Raw genomic sequence first — 17,387 nt, 5'->3', positions numbered from 1 at the left:
GCGTTCTTCCTGCACGTCACGGACGGCAAGCCCACCGCAGGCTGCGTCTCGATCCCGATGAGCCGCTTGACGACGATCATGCGCTGGCTCCGCCCCGGCGATCACCCCCGCATCCTGATCGGCGTCGCCTGACGCGCCAGCCTCAGTCGGCTTCGTCGCCGCCCGTGTCGCGCGTGATTGCCCGCGCGACCTGCGGCGCAGCGGCTGCAGTGACCGCACCGGCGGCCAACAATGCGGCTCCGGCGAGCGCGGTGCGCGACGTGTCCGGACCGGTGTCGGCAAGCTGCTGAGCGGCCAACGTGTCGCCCGCCGCCCCGATCCGCGTGCGCTTCGTCGACTTCCGTTTGGTGACCGGGATCTTGGTCGTGGTGCCCGTATCGTCCGCCGCGGCCTTAGTGTCACCGCATTCGTCAACGGGGCCGCTGGGGGCGCGGCGCTTGGGCGTCGTCGCCTGCGTGGGGCCGACGTTGTTGCGGGTGGCGGGGTAGACGTCGATGAAGTTGTTCTTGCCCGCGAACGTGCCGGCGAACCCGTCGATACTGGCCTTGCACTCGAGCAGCGTGTGAGCCATGTCCAACTCCTGGGTCGCTGCCAGCTTCGGCTTGCCCGCATCCGCCTTCGTGCCGAAGTCGAATGCCGACGTCATGTCGCCGACCGTCTTGTCCCGCCACTCGGAGATGTTAGGGACCTCCACGCCGAACCGTTTGGCGATGAGCTTGAGCTGCGAGGTGTGGTCGAACACCTCCGACGCCACCAGGCCGCCGCGCGAGTAGGGCGAGATCACCAGGCCGGGTACCCGGAAGCCGAGGCCGATCGGACCGGAGATTCCGGCTTCGATGTCCTTCGTGTCCTGGTCCAATTGCGCAGTGATCCACTCGCCGGGCGTGCCGCGTTTCGAGGTCGGCGGAGGCACGTGGTCGTAGAACCCGCCGTTCTCGTCATAGCTGATGATCAGCGCCGTCTTCTCCCAGACCTTGGGGTTGGACGTGAGGATGTCCAGCACCTCGATGAGCGTCGCGGCGCCGAACGAGGGCGGCAGCGCGGGGTGCTCGCAGTTGAGCAGGGGAGGGATGACCCAGGACACCTGCGGCAACGTGTCGGCCAGAACGTCGGCACGGAAATCGGTCTGATAGCCGTAGCCCAGACCCTTCAGCGGCAGGTTCGTATTCGTCACCTTGGTCGTGTACTGCGTGAACGCCTGCACCATGCCGCTGAGGATTGCTTCGGCAGCGACCGGCGCCGACTGGTCGTTGTAGAACTTCCACGAGACACCGGCATCTTCGAGGTTCTCCGGGAACGTGCGCCAGCTGTACTTGCCTATCGGCACGGTCTCCGGCGTGTTGAGCAGCGGGCCGCCCTGCTTGCCTTCGGGATCGAGCCATGCGCTCACCCAGTACAGCCGGTTCGGATCCGTCGGGCCCAGCACCGAGCAGTGGTAGCGGTCGCACAGGGTGAATGCCTCGGCGAGCGCACGATGTACGGGGATGTCTTCTCGCTCGTAGTAGCCCATGGTGGCCGGGCCGTTGCCCTGGCCCTCGCTGGCCAGGTGCACCTTGACCCACTGGTCCATGCGGCCGCCGTTCCACGCCTGGTGCTGCGGTGCCCAGTCGTGGGTGGGGTCGTTCACGCATTCACCGTCCGGCATCCCGGCCGAGGTCAACGTTGCGCCGTTCACCGTATTCAACCGGAACGGTGCGTAATAGAAGTCGTCCTTGGGAGACTTGCTGGGGTCGGAGTACTGGCGCAGCGTCCCCGCCTTCGCGGCGTCAGCGAAGCCGCGGACGCCGGACATCGTGCCGTAGTAGTGGTCGAACGACCGGTTCTCCATCATCAGCAGCACGAAATGCTCGATGTCGTCGAGCGATCCGGTGCCGCACGGGTCGGCGGCATAGGCACGTTCGACCACCGGGCCGGCCATCGTGGCCAGCGCGCCGAGCCCACCCGCACCGGCGGCTGCGACCTGCATGAACTGACGTCGTGACATTCCAGAAAACAAAGGTGTCCCTCCCCGTCACAGCAAACGCTAGGGGGAGGGGTTATCCGGTTCAACCCGAAACGGGTGAACATTGGCGGACGTGCCGAGCAGCACACCGGCGGGGGAGCGGGGTACCCGTCAGGCGGGAACGTCCTCGACCACTGGCGGCAAGGTGTAGAGCGCGAGGAAGCGCTGCGCTGCGTCGACGTCACCGGACACCTCGAGATCACCGCTGGACATCGCATCGGCGAGCGGGCGACCGCCGTAGGTCACCGCCGCGAACATCCGCGGATCGCCGCTGATGGTCGCGTCGACCTGCTCTGCCTCGCCCGGCTCGATCGTCAACCTGCGCCGAGAGACCGTGGCCACGTAGGACTCGTCGTTCGGCCGCACCGCGATGTGCAGCTTGAGGCCCTCCGCCAACGACGGGTCGAAGTTGGTGCGCAGTGACAGGACGAGCGACGGCACACCGAAATGCAGATCCTTGCGGTGACGGGGATCGCGCGCGGCCCACCGGCCGAGCACCTGCATCACCGGCTCGAGATCGCGCGCCCACGGCGTGAGGTCGTAGACCCACACCGCCGCCGGCTTGGGCAGCTTGCGGCGGGTGACGAGACCGGCCGCCGTCAACTCGTCGAGACGGTGCGACAACACGTTGGCACTGATGCCGGGCAGGCCGTCCTTGATGTCACCGAAGCGTTTCGCCCCGAGCATCAACTCGCGCACGACGAGCAGTGCCCAGCGCTCGCCGATGAGATCGAGGCCGTGCGCCACTCCGCACGAATCCGCGTAGCTGCGCTTCGTGGTCACAGCACGACGATACCACGGAGTCATTTTTTAGGACTAGGCACTTGCACGGAACAATCAAAGCTCGTTAGGGTCCTCCTGCAACGGACGGGGACAAGAGGGCGGTTGAGTCATGACGGACCGAGCTGAGGGCACGGCGACCGGTACCGGTGCAGGGAACGACCGCGCGCGCTGGCTGGCGCTCTACGTGCTGTGCGGCAGCATGCTCATGATCGTGCTGGACGCCACCATCGTGAACGTGGCGCTGCCGTCGATCCGCACCGAACTGCACTTCACCGCTGCGGCCCTCGCGTGGGTCGTGAACGCGTATCTGATCGCGTTCGGGGGACTGCTACTGCTCGCCGGGCGGTTGGGCGATCTGGCAGGTCGACGCCGCGTCTTCCTGACCGGGCTCGGCGTGTTCACTGCCGCGTCCGCCCTGTGCGGCCTGGCGGGGAACCAGCAGGTGCTGATCATCGCGCGGTTCGTCCAAGGCGCCGGCGGGGCGCTGACCTCGTCGGTGGTGCTCGGGATGATCGTCGCGATGTTCCCGCAGCCGCGCGAGCAGGCCAAGGCGATCGGCGTCTTTGCGTTCGTCGCGTCTGCCGGGGGAGCAGTCGGACTGCTCGCCGGCGGCGTCATCACGCAGGCCGTCAGCTGGCACTGGATCTTCTTCGTCAACGTGCCGATCGGCGTTTTGGTCGCCCTCGCGGCACTGCGATTGGTGCCCTCGGACGTGGGGCAGGGCTTCGCCGGCGGCGCGGACGTCATCGGCGCCGTGCTCGTCACGAGCTCGCTGATGGTCATCGTGTTCACCATCGTCAAGCCTGCGGCCGAGGACGGCTTGGCTGGCCGCGAAGACGCTGCTGCTCGGTGGCCTCGGGGTGCTGTTGCTGGTCGCCTTCGTGCTGCGTCAGGCGACGGCGCGCAACCCGCTGATGCCGCTGGGGCTGTTCCGCTCGCGCAATGTCGTCGGCGCCAACCTGATCCAGATGATCGGTGCCGCCGGGATGTTCGGCACCTTCTTCCTCGGCGCGCTCTACCTCGGCAAGATCAGGCACTACGACGCGCTGGAGATCGGGCTCGCCTTCCTGCCCGTGACGATCTTCATGGGCACCTTGTCGGTGCGGTACTCCGAGCGGCTGATCACCCGGTTCGGAGCTCGGGCCGCGGCGCTGTCCGGTCTCGCGCTGATGGCGCTCGGCCTCGCGCTGTTCGCTCTCGCGCCGGCCGACGCGAACTACGCGGCGCAACTGATGCCGACGATGGTGCTGCTCGGGCTCGGCGCCGGCGCCTGCTTCCCGGCGTTGATGGGCCTGGCGATGTCCGGTGTGCAGCCGGACCAGGCCGGCCTGGCGTCCGGGCTGGTCAACACGACGGCCCAGGTCGGCGGCGCCCTCGGCCTGGCCGTACTCGCGACGTTGTCGAGCGGACGGGCGACACATCTCGCCGCGACCGGGCACAGTGCAACAGCGTCGCTCGTCGGCGGATACCACCTGGCGTTCTGGGTGGCCACGGCCTTGGTCGTCGTCGCGACCGGCGTCGCGGCGGTGCTGCTGGAGAATCGGTCGACCACGCCCGAGCACGCACCGGCCGGCGCGCAACCCGAGGCCGAACCGGTGACGTCCGTCGGCTGACCCTTGCTGGTCTGCCTACCGGCTGTACGGGAAGGCTGATCGCATGACCGGATTCGACCCCACTGCACCGGACCGAGACACCGACCGCGACGAGCCGGAGGTCTTCGAGGACAACGTCGTCCCGCCCAACGACCCGACCGACACCACGCCCGGCGACGCGCGCACCGAACCCGACCCGGACGCGGATCGCACAGACAGCTGACAGCTTGCGGGGAAGTGCTCACTCACGCCGGAAGCGGCGGCGACAGGACAGTTCTGGCTTGCCCCCGATGCCAGGCCTGACGGCCCCGTCGGAGCGACTCGCGGCGACGGTCTATGCTGGACACGTCAACTTGTCGAGCTCCCGCCGCGAGTTGCCCATGCGTCGAAGCGGCAACGCTCTGCTCCGCGTGTAACCGCCCGAGTTTTCGGTCCCGGTTGTCGGTGGGACACCCAGCACCAGTGAGTAGTTCTTGACTTCCTTCACCGATCTCGGCGTGCCTGCACGCCTGAACGACGTACTGAGCGATCTCGGCATCGTCGAACCCACACCCATCCAGCTCGCCACCGTGCCCGACGCCCTGGCCGGTCGCGACGTGCTCGGCCGGGGCCGCACCGGCTCCGGCAAGACCTTCGCCTTCCTGCTCCCGGTCGTCACCCGGCTCGCACAGGGCAGCCGGGCCCGCGGCGGGAGCCCCCGCGCGTTGATCCTCGCGCCCACCCGGGAGCTGGCCGCGCAGATCGACGCCGCGCTGGCGCCGCTGGCGGCAGCGACCGGCCTCACGTCGCGCACGATCTTCGGCGGCGTGGGCCAGAAGCCGCAGGTGGACGCCATCCGTCGCGGCGTGGACATCCTCGTCGCCTGCCCCGGCCGGCTCGAGGACCTCATCGCCCAGGGACTCTGCTCGCTGGACGCCATCGAAATCACCGTGCTCGACGAGGCCGACCACATGGCCGACCTCGGCTTCCTGCCGGCCGTACGCCGGTTGCTGCAGCGCACGCCGCGCAACGGTCAGCGGCTGATGTTCTCCGCCACCCTGGACGCGGCCGTCGACACGCTGGTGAAGCGCTTCCTGCAGAACCCCGCGGTACACGAGGCGGACAGTGCGCGGGTGCCGGTCGCGCAGATGGCCCATCACGTCCTGCAGGTCGAACGCGATCAGCGGCTACCGGTGCTGCTCGACCTGACCAGCGCGCCGGGCCGGACGGTGGTCTTCACCCGGACGAAGCACGGCGCCAAGGCGTTGACCCGGCAGCTCAACCGGGGTGGCGTGCGCGCCGTCGAGCTGCACGGGAACCTGGCGCAGAACGCGCGGACCCGCAACCTCGACGATTTCCACGCCGGGCGGGCTTCGGCGCTGATCGCCACCGACATCGCCGCCCGCGGCATCCACGTCGACGAGGTGTCGCTCGTCGTGCACGCCGACCCACCCGCCGATCCGAAGGCCTACCTGCACCGGTCGGGCCGTACCGCGCGGGCAGGCAGCGCCGGCACGGTGGTCACGCTGGCGACCACCGAGCAGCGTCGCGAGGTGCGCGCGCTCGCCAAGGCTGCAGGTATCTCACCGACAACAACCTCGGTCACGTCCGCGAACGACCCGATCCTGACCACGCTCGCGCCCGGGCCGCGCCGTCTCGTCGACCCGGCGCCGCCGGTCGAGCCGGCCGCCGCCAGGAGTGCCGGGCGCGCACCAGGCGGGGGTGGCGGGTCTGCGCAGCGGCGTCGCGGCGGCCGCCGCCGGGGCGAACGACCTGGCACGGACGGCACCGGGTCGGCCGCGGGCCGTACGCACACGTCCGCCCGCAGGACCTCGGGTCGCACGTCCAACGGTGAGCAGAGCGCACGCCGGTCGCGCGGCACGCAGCAGCGCACGGGCTCGAGCCACAGCCCGGCGTCGTTCAGCGCCAAGAAGCGCTGAGCCAGCGCACCTGAACGGGTCGTCGCCGGGTTCCGGCGTCGACCCGTGGGCCGCGCTGCTTGGTACCGCGCCACAGCGGTTGATCTGCCGTCAATGCCGCGACCGGCCGGTACCGAGCTCGCGCTCCACGTCACGTCGGATCTCGAAGGGCAGCGTCGTCCTGAGCGGTTGAGCTGTCTGTCGTTCGCCGATAATGCACATTATGTCAATTCAGCTGGGAATAGCCGCCCATAGTTCCGTTCTGTGACGATGTCACTCGATCCCCTCGACGATGCGGAAATCGCGCTCGACGCCGTCGGCGAGCATTGCCAGCGCTTCTTGGTAAGCCGCGCTCTCTCGCGCTGCAACGGCCTCGGCGAAGCTGTCGAACTCGATCAGGACGGTGCGCTCGGCGATCCCGGCGTCGTGCGCCACGACCCGACCGCCCCGGACCAGCGCTCGACCGCCGCCGGCCTCGACGGCCGACGCGGCCAGCTTGTTGTACGCAGCGAGTTTGTCCGGGTCTGAAATGGTGCGGTAGGCGCTGACCCAATAGGCCTTGGGCATGGGACCTCCGGTGTTCGGATGGACGGATGTGACGAGCTGGTCGGTCTCCAACTTAGGTTGACATAACGACAGCACTCCTGCTGGACGCCTCGGTTACTCCACTGCAGACGACGTCCCACGATCGCAGACAATGCAGACGTGCGTGCGTTGCTCTCCTTCGCCGGCGGCAGCGGCCATGCCCTGCCGATGATGCCCATCGCGCGCGCTCTTGCCGGACGCGGGCACGAGGTCCTGTTCACCGGCCAACCCGCAATGCTCGACCAGATCCGCGGCGCCGGATTCGACGCCGTCGACAGCGGCGGTTCGACCCTGGCCGCCGCGACCGACCGGCGGGTGCTGGTCAGAGCGGATCGCGACGCCGAGGTCCGGGTCATTCGCGAGTCGTTCGCGGGCGGCATTGCCCGTGAGCGTGCACCGAAGGTCCTCGGCGTCGGCGAGGACTTCGACGCCGACATCATCATTCATGACGAGATCGACTTCGGCGCGGCCGTGGCAGCCGAACGGCTCGGCGTCCCGCACGCGTCGGTCGTGGTGCTCGCCGCCGGCGGCATGATCACACCAGGACTGCTCGACGAGCCGCTGAACCGCCTGTGCGCCGAACTCGGCGTATCCGCCCGACCGGACCTGCTGGACCGGTTCCTCACCCTCGCGCCGGTCATGCCGTCGTTTCGGGACCCGCGATCTCCCTTTCCGCCGTCGACTCTCGCCATCCGCCCCGACGTCCTGGCCGATCACCAGGAGCGCGAAGATCCCGCCGTGGACCGCGTCGAGGCGTTCCTTGCGGCGCAGCCCGATCGTCCGCTCGTCTACCTCACGCTCGGCACGGTCTTCCACCAAGAATCGGGTGATCTGTTCACCCGCGTCCTGACGGGTCTCGAGCGGATGGCCGCCAACGTTGTGGTCACGGTCGGACGCGAGCTCGACCCGGCAGAGCTCGGCGTGCGCAACGAGCGTGTGCTCGTCGAACGATTCGTTGCGCACCGCGCTGTGCTGCCCCGGGCCGCGCTCGTCGTCTCCCACGCCGGCTCGGGGACGGTGGTGTCCGCCCTCGCGTGCGGCGTCCCGCTCATGTTGCTGCCTCTGGGCGCGGACCAGCCGTGGAACGCCGATCGGTGCGTCGCACTCGGTGTCGGCCGCATGCTCGACGCCCTCACCGTGTCCCCCGGCGAAGCGGCCGCGGCCGCCGAGGACGTGCTGCGCAATGCGACCTATCGCGCTGCGGCACGCGTGCTGAGCACCGAGGCAGAGGCGCTGCCGCGCGCCGACGCGGCGGTGGGCGCGATCGAGCAACTGGTCAGTTAGCTTTCATCTGCCGCGACCGCGACCGTGGCCGGACAGGATCGACGAAAACTGAGCGGCCCACAACGATGCGCTATGCGGTCAGGATGCGCGGACCGTCGGCGGTGACCGCAATCGTGTGCTCGAAGTGCGCACCGCGCGATCCGTCCGAGCTGCGCAGCGTCCAGCCGTCATCGTCGATCCGGTAGGCGTCGTGGCCGCCGGCAAGAAACCACGGTTCGATTGCGATCGTGACCCCGGGCAGCAGTCGCATGCCGCGGCCGGGTCGGCCGTCGTTCGGGACGGACGGGCTCTCGTGCATCGTGTGCCCCACCCCGTGGCCGCCGAAGTCGGTGTGCAGCCCGTACCCGGCGTCGCGGGCAACCGCGCCGATCGCGGCGGAGATGTCGCCGATCCGCGCTGCCGGTTGCGCCGCCGCGATCCCGGCCGCAAGTGCTGCCTCGGTCCGCTCGAGCAGCCTGGCGTCGGCGCTGCTGGTGTGCCCGACGCAGAAGGACGTCGCGGCGTCGCCGGTCCAGCCGTCCAGCGTGGCGCCGCAGTCGACACTGAGCAGGTCGCCCTCGCGAAGCCGGTAGCCGTTCGGGATGCCGTGCAACACCGCGTCGTTGACGGACAGGCACACCACACCCGGATACGGAGTGCTGGCAAAGGACGGCTGATAGCCGAGGAACGGTGAGCTTGCACCGGCGTCGCGCAGCACTCCTCGCGCGACCTGGTCCAGATCGGTGAGTACGACTCCCGGCCGTGCCGCAGTGCGGACCGCGGCCAACGCGCGCGCCACAACGGCCCCGGCCGCGGCCATGGCATCGATCTCCCCCACGCTCTTGAGCTCGACCATCGTTCCTCGCAACCGTGATTGTTATACCGGTATTACTATCACGATCGTGGTCCGGCCCATCCTCTCCCCTGCCGAACGCGCCCGGGGGCGTGCGCTCGGCGCGGCACTGCGCCGCGCACGTGGGGAACGCAGCATGGTCGACGTCTCGGTCGACGCCGGGATTCCGGTCGAGACCCTGCGCAAGATCGAGACGGGGCGCATCGTCACGCCCGCGTTCTTCACCGTCGCAGCGCTGGGCACCGTGCTCGGACTCGACCTTGCGTCGCTGGCCGAAGACGTCGCGCCCGCCGTCGACGCTGCCACGGCATAGAACCCGAGGCGTCTACAAGCCGCGAGAGACCACGTCGAGCACGAGCGCCGTCGCCCGGTCGGCGTCGGCGCCACCGAGCGCGCGCAGCGGTCCGTCCAGCAGCAGGCTGGACAAGCCGTGGACCGCGGACCACGCCGCCAGCTCCGCGCCGGGTCGCCGCTCGGCCGGGATGGCGCCGACGTCCACGAGCTCGTCCAGCCGAGCGTTGAGCAGGAGGTACGGATGCACGCCCGGGCCCTCCGGCGGCACCGCGGATTCGGGCACCCCGAACTTGGAGACACCGGCGAACGCCGTGCGGAACCAGCCGGGTTCTTCCCGGGCGAACTCGACGTAGGCGCGCCCGATGGCTTCCAGGCGAGCCCAGGCGCGGGGCACTGCGGCCCGGGTCCGCACCGCCTTCGTCGCGTCGAGCATGCGCTCGCCGAGCGGGATCATGCATTGGTCCCCGACGGCGGCGAGTAGATCCTCCTGATCGGCGAAGTGCCGGTACGCGGCGTTGTGCGACACCCCGGCCTCGCGGCTGACGGCGCGCAGGACCACCGCCGACGGGCCGCCGGCCCGCGCCAGCTCGACGCCGGCCGCGATGAGGGCGGCGCGCAGGTTGCCGTGGTGGTACCTGCCGGCCGTGTCGGTCGTCACCAGCTCAGTCTGCATGTTGACAGCGTCCACTTCCGCGGTAATGTGTAGCGCGTTGACAGTGTCAACATTCTTCCACACCCGGAGGCTTCCTCGTGACCACCTCGACTTCTGCTCGCAGGTACCTGATCCTCGCAACGGTCTGCCTCGCCGCGTTCGCGATCAATCTCGACACCACGATCGTGAACGTCGCGCTGCCGGACCTCGGCCGACAACTGCACGCCACGACCCGCGATCTGCAGTGGATCGTCGACGGCTACAACCTGACCTTCGCCGCGTTGGTCCTCACCGCGGGCTCGCTGGGTGACCGGTTCGGCCGGCGCCCAGCGTTGCTCCTCGGTCTCGCGGGATTCGCGGTCGCCTCCGGAGTGGGCGCGGCCATGGGGTCCGCGGGCGCGCTCGTCGCCGTCCGGTTCGTCATGGGCGGCTTCGCCGCCGTCATCTTCCCGACCACGCTGTCGATCATCACCAACGCCTTCCCCGACCGTGGCGAGCGCGCCAAGGCGATCGGCCTGTGGGGCGCGGTCACCGGGCTCGGTGTCGCGGTCGGGCCGATCACCGGCGGCGTGCTGCTCGCGCACTACAGCTGGCAGTCGGTCTTCCTCGCCCTCGTCCCGGTGGCGGTCATCGCGCTGCTCGCGACGCTGCGGTTCGTGCCGGAGTCCAGCGACCCGGCCGAGGCGCGACTGGACCCGGCGGGGTTGGTGCTCTCCTCGGCGGCGATCGGACTGCTCGTCTACACGATCATCGAAGTGCCGGGCCGCGGCTGGAGCGCTCCCCTGTCGCTTGCCGGCTTCGCTGTCGCCGCCCTCCTCGCTGCGGCCTTCGTCCTGGTCGAGCGGCGGCGGGAGAACCCGATGATCGACATCTCGCTGTTCCAACGGCCCGCGTTCTCCGCTGCGAGCGGCGCCGTGACGGTCGCGTTCTTCGCACTCTTCGGGTTCATCTTCCTGGTCACCCAGTTCTTCCAGTTCATCCGCGGATACGGCGCGCTCTCGACCGGCGCGCGCATCCTGCCGGTCGCGATCACGATCGCGCTGGGTTGCTCGCCGGCGTCGCGGTGGCGGCGCGGATCGGGACCCGCGCCGTCGTTATGACGGGGCTGCTGCTGCTCGCGGCGTCGTTCGGCTGGATCGCCGTGTCGCCCGTCGACATGTCCTACGCGCGCATCGTCGGCCAGATGGTGTTGATGGGCTTCGGTCTCGGCATGACGACCGCCACCGCCACCGAGTCGATCCTGTCCGTGCTGCCGCCGGCGAAGGCCGGCGTCGGGTCCGCGGTCAACGACGCGACGCGCGAGGCCGGCGGCACGCTGGGCGTGGCGGTGCTGGGCAGCATCTTCACCTCGCTGTACGCCGACCACCTCGGCTCGACGTCGTTCTCGAAGCTCGCGCCGGGTGCGCTGGACGGGGCGAAGAACTCCCTCGCCCGCGCGCTGGGTGTCGTCGGCGGTGCGCCCTCGAGCGTCCGCGCGCCGCTGCTGGACGGCGTGCAGACGTCCTTCCTGCACGGCTTCCACGTCGCGTGCATCGTCGCCGCCGCGATCTGCCTGGCCGGGGCCGCCGGCGCGAGCCTGCTGCCCGGCCGGATCGCGCCGCGCGTCGAGGCCGAACCCGAGCTGGTCGGCGCGCAGGCCTGAGCGCCGCTCCGGGTGCTGCCCGCGGCCGCCGGTCGATGCCTAGACCGGCGGCTGCGGGTCGTACTGGATCCCGCGCCGGACCTGGCGCGCGCGCTCGAGCCCGGCGAGCCGGTCGACCAGGTGCAACGCCATGTCGATGCCCGCAGAGACGCCGGACGACGTGATGACGTCACCGTCGTCGACGTAGCGGTCGTCCGGCCGCACCTCGATCGTCGCGTCCAGCTCGGTGAGTTGACCCAGCGAATCCCAGTACGTGGTCGCCGGGCGGTGGGCAAGCAGCCCGGCGGCCGCGTAGACCAGCGAGCCGGTGCACACGCTGGTCATCAGCGGCACGGCCTGGCGTTGTCGGCGTACCCAGTCGAGCTGCGCGTCGTCGGTCAGGTGCGGCCTGGTCCCGCGTCCCCCGGGGTAGATGAGGGTGTCCAGCGCGGGGGCGTCGGCGTAGGAGTACTGCGCCGCGACCGTCAAACCCTTGGCGCACCGGACGGGGTCGCCGTCGTGGGAGAACGTGAGGACGTCGAAGCCGTCCTGCGGGTAGTTCTGCGTCCAGAAGGACAAAACCTCCCACGGGCCTACCGCGTCGAGCTCCTCGACGTCGGCGAACAACAGGATCCCGATGTTCTTGCGATCGTCGGCCATGTGCGGATGGTGCCACCCCGCGGCCGGACATCGGCCATGAATTTCGGCGGATCCGCCCGCGCTAGCGAGCTGAGCCGTACCTCAGCGACCCCGGCGTCGTCAGCTCCTGCCCTGTTTCCAGCACGGTCTTCAGCCCCGAGAGGATCATCGGCCAGCCGCCGTAGATCTGCGGGTTCGCGTCCTCGGGCAGCTGGTCGTGCCGGACGAGCAGCCGGCAGCTGTCGCCGACGGGCTCGATCTCCCACGTCACCCGGCTGGTCCCCTGCGCGGCGACGTCGTCGCTCCATGTCGCGCGGAAGGTCTGCACCAGCCGACGCGGCGGGTCGACCTCCAGATTTTCCCCTTCCACGAGCGGGCGCGGCGCGCCGTCGTGCGTCACCAGGTACCCGGACCCGATCGACCAGTCGGACTCGACACGGGCACCGAACTGGTACCGCGCCCGCAACGTCGGATCGGTGATCGCCTCCCACAGCTGTTGTGGCGTGGTGCGGATGTAGATCTCGAACAGCTTCTCCACGGTGGCCTCCAGCTCGCGTTTCAGGCCGGTGAGCCCGGCGGCCCACGGCTCGGTGTACTTGCCGACCCAGCGGTCGTGCACCAGGCGGATCGGCACGGGATTGAGGAAGTGCAGCTTCTCCCGGCCTCGGCGGTCGGACACGACGACGCCCGCGTCCTCCAGGACGCGCAGATGTTTCGCCACGGCCACCCGGGTCATGTCGAACCGGCCGGCCAGGGCGTTCAGGGACTGCCCGTCCTGGCGGAACAGCTCGTCGAGCAGTTCACGGCGGGTCGGGTCGGCGAGCGCCCGGAACACCGCGTCCATGCCCACGACGATAGGAAACCAAATGGTTTCCTGTCAAGCGTGCATGTTCGGTTGAGCCGCCGTCACTCCCCCGTCGCCCCGTCGATGCTCTCCCGGATCAGGTCGGCGTGGCCGTTGTGCCGCGCGTACTCCTCGATCAGATGCGCGATGACCCAACGCACGCTGACGTGGCGCCCGTCCGACATCGGCATGCTGCTCGGTTGACCGAAGTCCCCACGCTGCAGGATCCGGTCCAACGCCGCCTGCGCGCGCGTGACCTCGGCCGACCACAGCGCGCGTATCTGGTCGGGGTCGTCGTCGGCCGCCGAGTGCCAGTCCCAGTCGGGGTCGGCGTCCCAATCGACGCCGTCCCACGGCGCCCCGGCGGCCTCGCCCGCCAGCCGTTGCGCCACCCAGAAGTTCTCGTTGTAGGCCATGTGCTTGAGCAGGCCGCCGAGCGTCATCGCGGACGGCGCATGCCGTGCGCGTAGCTGCGCCGCGTCAAGGCCGTCGGTCTTCAGGGTCAACGTCGCCCGCTGGAAATCGAGGAAGCCGGACAACGTCGCGGCTTCGTCACCCGCGAACGGCGGGTCGGGGCGGCCGGCAAGGTCCACGCGTGCCACCGTATGTCGTGCCTTCGCCGAGGGAAACTGTCAGCGTCCTGAACCGGACAGCTTCCGTTCACCAGGTATCCGCACGATGAACGCCGTGAACGAGGCCGGGATCGCCGAACGTGATGAACCGGCCGTCGGTGCACCCGAGGACCGCGCGGCCCAGGCGCCGGTGTGGCGATGGGACCTGCTCGTCTTCGTCCTCGCCGTTGCCGCCCGGCTGTTCACCGTGTTCCGGCTCGGGGGCTCGCGCGGCACCTTCGGCTACGACGCGGGGGTGTACTTCACGGCGTCGGACGCCTTGCTCCACGGCCGGTTGCCCTACCGCAACTTCACGCAGCTGCACCCGCCGATGATCGACCTGGCGCTGACGCCGATCACCGCACTGACCCATCTCTTCAGTGACCACACGAGCTTCTTCATTGGCGTCGTCGCCTTCACGGTGCTGGGCGGCGTGAACGCGGTGCTGACCAGGCGGGTGTGCCTGCGGCTCGGGCTGGGTGGCGCGGGCTCCGTCGTCGGCGGCCTCGTCTATGCCCTGTGGTACGGCTCGATCGAGGCCGAATACCTGATCAAGCTCGAGCCGCTGGGCAACTTCTTCCTGTTGCTCGCCCTGCTCTTCGCGCTGCGTGCCGACGGTCCGCAACTCCGGTTGCGGCCGGCCGTGCTGGCCGGAGTGGCACTCGGCCTGGCGGTCAGCACGAAGATCTGGTGGATCCTGCCCGCAGTCGCGATCATCGTGTGGCTCGGCGCGCGCCACAGGTCCGCGCGGCCGGCCGGTGCCGCGCTCGGTGGCATGCTCGCGGCGGTCGTCGTCGTCAATCTGCCGTTCTTCGTGGCCGCGCCGAAGCAGATGTGGCACATGGTCGTCATCGCCCAGCTCGGGCGTCCGCGGCGGCACAGCCTCGCGCACCGGATCCTCGACATCACGACGTTGCCCCGGCTGGTGCACACATCACACACCGTCAGCCTTGCGGTCGCCGGGCTCACGGCGGTGATGCTGCTCGCCGTCCTCGCGGCCGCCCTGCGGGTCCGCGCGGCGTGGCCGGCCGTCGGGTTGCTCGTGCTGCAGCTCCTGATCTTGCTGGCCGGGCCGTCCTGGTACCCGTACTACTGCGACTTCCTCACCGTCGGCCTGGCGCTGACCGTCGCCGGTGCCGCGGCGTCGTTGCGCGAGCGGGCGGTTGCGCGGACACACCGGCCACGCATCGTCGGTCCGGTGGTCGCCGCGGGGATGGCCGTGTTGACGGCGGCGATCCTCATCGTCGACAACATCGCCGTGAAGCCCTTCCCCGGCGGCCCGCAGCTGGCACGCGCCGTGCGCAACGTCCGGTGCGTCACGTCGGACTCGCCGGTCGCGCTGATCGAGCTCGATGCGCTGAGCCGGGGGTTGGCGGACGGCTGCTCGAACCCGGTCGACATCGAAGGGACGCGCTTCTCCACGTACCGGTCCAAGCAGGTCATCCTGCGCAACACCAAGTACCAGAACGCCATGCTGCGCCACTTGTTCACTGGCCGGGCGATCATCATCCTCGAGCCGCGCGAGGAGGGCATCACGCCGGCCATGCTGCGCTCCATCGCCGCCCACGGCCTGCTGGCACAGGTCAGCTACAACAGGGTGTACCGGGGGCCCGGCCGCGGCTGAGCTCAGCGACGACGTAGCCCGTCGAACGCGATCGCGCATACCGCGTCCGCGAGGGGCGCGGGGTCGGCGCCGCGCCGCGGGCGGTACCACTCGACGATCGAGTTGACCATGCCGAACAGCAGCCGGGCGGTGACCGCCGACTCGACGTCCGGGCGGATGTCGCCGTCGGCCTCGGCCTCGCGCACGAGCTGTGCGACGAACCGGTCGAAGCCACGGCGCCGCGCCAACGCGGCGCGCTCCGTCGCGGTGTTGCCGCGTACCCGCAGCAGCAGGGTGACGTACGGCAGATCGGCCTGCAGCACCTCGACGCTGCCCCGGACGAGGTGTTCGAGCCGCGCGATCGCCGGCGCGTCGAGCGCGCGCGCCTGGTCGGCCACCGCGCCGAGCCCGGCTGTCGAGCGGTCGAGGGCCAGCCGGAGCAATTGCTCCTTGCCCGACACATGGTGGTAGATCGCCGACTTCGCGATGCCCAGCCGCCGGGCCAGATCCTCCATCGACGTGCCGTCGTAGCCACGCTCGTTGAACACCTCGACGGCGACCGCGAGCAGCGACGTCAGGTCGTACCCGGGACGTCCGCGGCGGGCCGGCTGCGGTAGCGCCGATGTCATCCGCTCAGCTCCGGCACCGCGTGGCTGCGGCCACGGAACTCGGCGACGACGGCGCCGTCCTCACGCCGGACGGTGACGTCGTAGATGCCGCTGCGGCCGAAGACCGTGCGTTCCGCGGCATCGGCGGTGAGCACGTCGCCGGCGCGGGCCGCGGCGACGAACACGATCTCTGCAGCGGCCGCGACGGTGGCCCGTCGGCTGTTGCACGCCGCCGCGAAGGCGGTGTCCGCGAGTGCGAAGACGACTCCTCCGTGCGCCACCCGGTAGCCGTTGAGGTGGTCGGCACGCACCGTGAGCCGGGTCGTGGCCCGCCCGTCGGCATGCGCGACGAGCTCGATGCCCAGCGCGCGGCTCGCGTCGTCGGCCGCCATCATGCGCTCGACGATGGACGCGTCGTACATCGTCATTCCCCCTCGCGCTTGCGTTCACTGTCTGACGGAGTAATTTACCGAATGATCGGTCGGTAAATACAGAGGTGAGCCATGGTCGCCGTGCTGCGCAGTTATCTGGTGGACCGCTGGTCGGCTCCCGACGACGGCACGCCCGTGCGCGACGCCGTCACCGGAGCGGAGGTGGCCCGGGTGTCCGCGTCCGGCGCGGACCTGCACCGGGCGCTCGACCATGCCCGGCGGGTCGGCAGCCCCGCGTTGCGCGAGCTGACCTTCCACGAGCGTGCGGCCGCGCTCAAATCCGTGGCGACCATGTTGCGCGAGCACCGCGACGAGCTGTACGCGCTGTCGGCCCGCGCCGGCGCCACCCGCAACGACGCGCGTTTCGACGTCGACGGTGGCATCGGCGTCCTCTTCGCGTACGCCAGCCGGGCACGACGCGAGCTCGCCGGCGACACCGTGCACGTCGAAGGACCGGTCGAGCCACTCGGCCGCGGCGGCACCTTCGTCGCGCAGCACGTACTGACGTCGCGACCCGGCGTCGCCGTGCAGATCAATGCCTTCAACTTCCCGGTGTGGGGTCCGCTGGAGAAACTGGCGCCCGCATTCATCGCCGGGATGCCCACCCTCGTCAAACCCGCGACGCAGACCGCCTACCTGACGGCACGGCTCGTCGAACTCGTCGTCGAGTCCGGTCTGCTGCCCGACGGATCGCTCTCGCTGCTGTGCGGCGGGGCGGGCGATCTGCTCGACCACCTGGGTGAGCACGACCACCTGTCCTTCACCGGCTCGGCGGCAACGGCCGCGCGGTTGCGCGCGCACCCGAACGTGGTGGCGCGCTCGGTCGCGTTCAACGCCGAGGCCGATTCTCTCAACTGCTCCGTCCTCGGCCCGGATGCTGCGGTCGGCACGGCAGAGTTCGACCTCTACGTGGATCAGCTGGTCACCGAGATGACCGTCAAGGCCGGCCAGAAGTGCACTGCCATCCGGCGCGCGCTCGTGCCGCAGGAGCGCATGGACGACGTGCTGGACGCCGTGGCCGGCCGGCTCACGTCGGTCGTGATCGGCAACCCTGCCGACGAGTCGGTGCAGCTGGGTGCGCTGGTGAGCCTCGAGCAGCGTGAAGAGG

The 17,387-nt window shown here is 70.0% G+C and carries 17 protein-coding genes and 3 pseudogenes (1 of these 20 running past the window's edge); 10 read left to right on the top strand and 10 right to left on the bottom strand.

What is annotated here, in order from left to right:
- Positions 1 to 418: 418 nt before the first annotated feature.
- Together ACFFCN_RS01035 and ACFFCN_RS01030 are read right to left on the bottom strand one after the other, a co-directional pair.
- Positions 419 to 1,984: pseudogene (locus tag ACFFCN_RS01035) on the bottom strand (phospholipase C); the annotation flags it as partial.
- Between the two features lie 129 nt (positions 1,985 to 2,113).
- Positions 2,114 to 2,785, bottom strand: a complete 672-nt coding sequence (locus tag ACFFCN_RS01030; protein WP_375488848.1) for a winged helix-turn-helix transcriptional regulator — start codon at positions 2,783 to 2,785, stop codon at positions 2,114 to 2,116.
- 229 nt (positions 2,786 to 3,014) lie between these two features.
- On the opposite strand from ACFFCN_RS01030, the pseudogene ACFFCN_RS01025 reads away from it, so the two are divergent.
- The 4 genes and pseudogenes from ACFFCN_RS01025 to ACFFCN_RS01010 all read left to right on the top strand — a co-directional run.
- Positions 3,015 to 3,440, top strand: a pseudogene (locus tag ACFFCN_RS01025) (MFS transporter); the annotation flags it as partial.
- A gap of 205 nt (positions 3,441 to 3,645) precedes the next feature.
- Complete coding sequence (locus ACFFCN_RS01020; RefSeq protein WP_375488846.1) at positions 3,646 to 4,398, top strand: MFS transporter; 753 nt, start codon at positions 3,646 to 3,648, stop codon at positions 4,396 to 4,398.
- Positions 4,399 to 4,441: 43 nt separating this feature from the next.
- Positions 4,442 to 4,600, top strand: a complete 159-nt coding sequence (locus ACFFCN_RS01015) for a hypothetical protein (RefSeq protein WP_375488844.1) — start codon at positions 4,442 to 4,444, stop codon at positions 4,598 to 4,600.
- Positions 4,601 to 4,850: 250 nt separating this feature from the next.
- Positions 4,851 to 6,296, top strand: a complete 1,446-nt coding sequence (locus ACFFCN_RS01010) for a DEAD/DEAH box helicase (RefSeq protein ID WP_375488842.1) — start codon at positions 4,851 to 4,853, stop codon at positions 6,294 to 6,296.
- Positions 6,297 to 6,548: 252 nt separating this feature from the next.
- Here ACFFCN_RS01010 and ACFFCN_RS01005 read toward each other — a convergent pair whose 3' ends face one another.
- On the bottom strand, positions 6,549 to 6,842 hold the full coding sequence (locus ACFFCN_RS01005) for a DUF1330 domain-containing protein (protein WP_375488840.1): 294 nt from the start codon (positions 6,840 to 6,842) through the stop codon (positions 6,549 to 6,551).
- 138 nt (positions 6,843 to 6,980) lie between these two features.
- On the opposite strand from ACFFCN_RS01005, the gene ACFFCN_RS01000 reads away from it, so the two are divergent.
- Complete coding sequence (locus tag ACFFCN_RS01000; protein WP_375488838.1) at positions 6,981 to 8,144, top strand: glycosyltransferase; 1,164 nt, start codon at positions 6,981 to 6,983, stop codon at positions 8,142 to 8,144.
- 70 nt (positions 8,145 to 8,214) lie between these two features.
- On the opposite strand, the gene map is transcribed toward ACFFCN_RS01000, so the two are convergent.
- Complete coding sequence (map, locus tag ACFFCN_RS00995; RefSeq protein ID WP_375488836.1) at positions 8,215 to 8,979, bottom strand: type I methionyl aminopeptidase; 765 nt, start codon at positions 8,977 to 8,979, stop codon at positions 8,215 to 8,217.
- 46 nt (positions 8,980 to 9,025) lie between these two features.
- On the opposite strand from map, the gene ACFFCN_RS00990 reads away from it, so the two are divergent.
- Positions 9,026 to 9,289, top strand: a complete 264-nt coding sequence (locus ACFFCN_RS00990) for a helix-turn-helix domain-containing protein (RefSeq protein WP_375488834.1) — start codon at positions 9,026 to 9,028, stop codon at positions 9,287 to 9,289.
- A gap of 12 nt (positions 9,290 to 9,301) precedes the next feature.
- Here ACFFCN_RS00990 and ACFFCN_RS00985 read toward each other — a convergent pair whose 3' ends face one another.
- Positions 9,302 to 9,943 carry a TetR/AcrR family transcriptional regulator gene (locus ACFFCN_RS00985; RefSeq protein ID WP_375488832.1) on the bottom strand — a complete coding sequence of 214 codons (642 nt, stop codon included), beginning with the start codon at positions 9,941 to 9,943 and terminating at the stop codon, positions 9,302 to 9,304.
- A 77-nt stretch (positions 9,944 to 10,020) separates the two neighbouring features.
- Here ACFFCN_RS00985 and ACFFCN_RS00980 point away from each other — a divergent pair, with 77 nt between their 5' ends.
- Positions 10,021 to 11,022, top strand: coding sequence for an MFS transporter (locus tag ACFFCN_RS00980; RefSeq protein WP_375488830.1), 1,002 nt, complete (start codon positions 10,021 to 10,023; stop codon positions 11,020 to 11,022).
- Positions 11,019 to 11,564, top strand: a complete 546-nt coding sequence (locus ACFFCN_RS00975; RefSeq protein ID WP_375488828.1) for a hypothetical protein — start codon at positions 11,019 to 11,021, stop codon at positions 11,562 to 11,564. Before ACFFCN_RS00980 ends, ACFFCN_RS00975 begins: the two co-directional genes overlap by 4 nt.
- Before the next feature lie 39 nt (positions 11,565 to 11,603).
- Here the strand turns inward: ACFFCN_RS00975 and ACFFCN_RS00970 are convergent, their stop codons facing one another.
- The 3 genes from ACFFCN_RS00970 to ACFFCN_RS00960 form a co-directional block, all read right to left on the bottom strand.
- A complete protein-coding gene (locus ACFFCN_RS00970; RefSeq protein WP_375488826.1) occupies positions 11,604 to 12,203 on the bottom strand; it encodes a DJ-1/PfpI family protein in 600 nt (199 codons plus the stop codon).
- Positions 12,204 to 12,264: 61 nt separating this feature from the next.
- Positions 12,265 to 13,026 carry an ArsR/SmtB family transcription factor gene (locus tag ACFFCN_RS00965; protein ID WP_375488824.1) on the bottom strand — a complete coding sequence of 254 codons (762 nt, stop codon included), beginning with the start codon at positions 13,024 to 13,026 and terminating at the stop codon, positions 12,265 to 12,267.
- A 62-nt stretch (positions 13,027 to 13,088) separates the two neighbouring features.
- The gene (locus ACFFCN_RS00960) at positions 13,089 to 13,619 is read right to left on the bottom strand and encodes a DinB family protein (protein WP_375488823.1); all 531 of its coding nucleotides are present in this window, start codon (positions 13,617 to 13,619) and stop codon (positions 13,089 to 13,091) included.
- Between the two features lie 94 nt (positions 13,620 to 13,713).
- Here ACFFCN_RS00960 and ACFFCN_RS00955 point away from each other — a divergent pair, with 94 nt between their 5' ends.
- Positions 13,714 to 15,261: a hypothetical protein gene (locus ACFFCN_RS00955; protein WP_375488821.1), complete on the top strand. Its 1,548-nt coding sequence runs from the start codon at positions 13,714 to 13,716 to the stop codon at positions 15,259 to 15,261.
- Positions 15,262 to 15,263: 2 nt separating this feature from the next.
- On the opposite strand, the gene ACFFCN_RS00950 is transcribed toward ACFFCN_RS00955, so the two are convergent.
- The gene (locus ACFFCN_RS00950; RefSeq protein WP_375488819.1) at positions 15,264 to 15,869 is read right to left on the bottom strand and encodes a TetR/AcrR family transcriptional regulator; all 606 of its coding nucleotides are present in this window, start codon (positions 15,867 to 15,869) and stop codon (positions 15,264 to 15,266) included.
- Entirely contained in the window at positions 15,866 to 16,276 is a 411-nt protein-coding gene (paaI, locus tag ACFFCN_RS00945) for a hydroxyphenylacetyl-CoA thioesterase PaaI (RefSeq protein WP_375488817.1), read from the bottom strand. Before paaI ends, ACFFCN_RS00950 begins: the two co-directional genes overlap by 4 nt.
- Before the next feature lie 75 nt (positions 16,277 to 16,351).
- Between paaI and paaZ the strand changes: the two are divergent.
- Positions 16,352 to 17,387 (top strand): annotated as a pseudogene (paaZ, locus tag ACFFCN_RS00940) (phenylacetic acid degradation bifunctional protein PaaZ); it runs 944 nt beyond the window's last position.

The sequence above is a fragment of the uncultured Jatrophihabitans sp. genome (assembly GCF_964246335.1).
Taxonomy (GTDB): Bacteria; Actinomycetota; Actinomycetes; order Mycobacteriales; family Jatrophihabitantaceae; genus Jatrophihabitans.
This window is presented reverse-complemented; position numbering and strand designations above follow the sequence as displayed.